Origin of the sequence: Streptomyces sp. NRRL B-24572 (assembly GCF_002156145.1) — a bacterium.
In the GTDB taxonomy this organism is placed as follows: domain Bacteria; phylum Actinomycetota; class Actinomycetes; order Streptomycetales; family Streptomycetaceae; genus Streptomyces; species Streptomyces vietnamensis.
Map to the genome: position 1 here is coordinate 1 of NZ_MWIG01001176.1, position 1,637 is coordinate 1,637.

General features: G+C 75.3%; 1 protein-coding gene. It reads left to right on the plus strand.

The features are described 5' to 3' along the window. On the plus strand, nucleotides 1–1,637 hold a 1,637-nt coding region (locus CCN56_RS41125), incomplete at both ends, for a SpoIIE family protein phosphatase (RefSeq protein ID WP_086832587.1).

Below are 1,637 nucleotides of genomic sequence, written 5' to 3' on the forward strand. Positions count from 1 at the left end.
GCCGACGGCGCCGCCGTCGAGCGGATCGAGACCGAGCTCGCGCTCTCCGACCGGCTGGTCTCCCAGTCGCCGATCGGCCTCGCCGTCCTCGACACCGAGCTGCGCTACGTCCTGGTGAACCCGGCCCTGGAGCGGATCAACGGCATCCCGGCCGCGAAGCACCTCGGACGGCGGATCGGCGACATGCTGCCGATGCTCGACACCGCGGCGCTCGACGCCGCGCTGCGCACGGTGCTCGCCACGGGGACGCCGCTGCTCGACCACCCCACGGTGGGGCGGACGCCCGCGGACCCGGACCACGACCACGCCTGGACGATCTCCCTCTACCGCCTGGAGGGTTCGGAGGGCCGCATCCTGGGCGTCGCGGCCTCGGTGATCGACGTGACCGAGCGGCACCTGGCGGACGCGGACGCCGACCGGTCCCGGCGGCGGCTCGCGCTCATCGCGGACGCCTCGGCCCGGGTGGGCACCACCCTGGAGGTGGAGCGGACGGCCGACGAGCTGGCCTCGGTCGTGGTGCCGGTGCTCGCGGACATCGCCGCCGTCGACGTCCTCGACTCCGTCCTGGCGCTGCGCAGGCCGGGCGCGCCCGAGGAGGGGCCCGAACTGTTCCGCGCGCTCGCGGTGAAGGCCGAGGGCCCCACGGAGGCGCTGCCGGCGGCGGATCCGCTGGGGGAGGTCGCGATGTACGGCGCGGACCGGCTGGTCACCCGGTGCGTGCACACCGGTCTGCCGGTCCTGGTGGAGCACGTGAGCCCCGGCGACCTGGCGCGGATCGCGCGGAACCCCGAGGCCGCCGAGCTGCTCGCGCGGGCCGGGGTCCACTCGTACCTGGCGGTGCCGCTGATCGCGCGCGGCGAGGTGCTCGGCGCGCTCGACCTCAAGCGGGACCGCAACGCGCTGCCGTTCGACGGGGACGACGTGCTGCTCGCGACGGAGCTCGCGGCGCGCGCGGCCGTCAGCATCGACAACGCGCGCTGGTACCAGAGCGTGCGGAACTCGGCGGTGACGCTCCAGCGCAGTCTGCTGCCGGGGTCTCCCCCGCAGCGGGCGGGCCTGGAGGTCGCCGCCCGCTACCAGCCGGCGCACGCGTCGAGCGAGGTCGGCGGCGACTGGTACGACGTGATCGCGCTGCCCGACGACAAGACGGCGCTGGTCGTCGGGGACGTGATGGGCAGCGGGATCGACGCGGCGGCGACGATGGGCCGGCTGCGGACGGCGACCTGCGCGTTCGCCGACCTCGACCTGTCCCCCGCGCAGGTCCTGCGGCATCTGGACCGGATCACGGGGGGCCTTGAGCACTACATCGCGACCTGTCTGTTCGCCGTGCACGACCCGGTGCGGCAGCGGTGCCGGATCGCGAACGCGGGCCATCTGCCGCCCGTCCGGGTCCCGGTGGACGGGCCGGCGGAGCTGGTGCGGCTCTCCACGGGGGTGCCCCTGGGGGTCGGCGGCGGCATCTTCCGGACGGCGCGGGTGCCGTTCCGGCGCGGGGACCGCCTGGTGCTCTACACGGACGGCCTGATCGAGACCCGTACCGAGGCGATCGACGATCGGCTCGCCCTGCTCGTACACCTCCTCGACGAGGCCCGCGGGCCCCTCGAGGAGACCTGCGACCTGCTCCTGCGGGCCTCGTC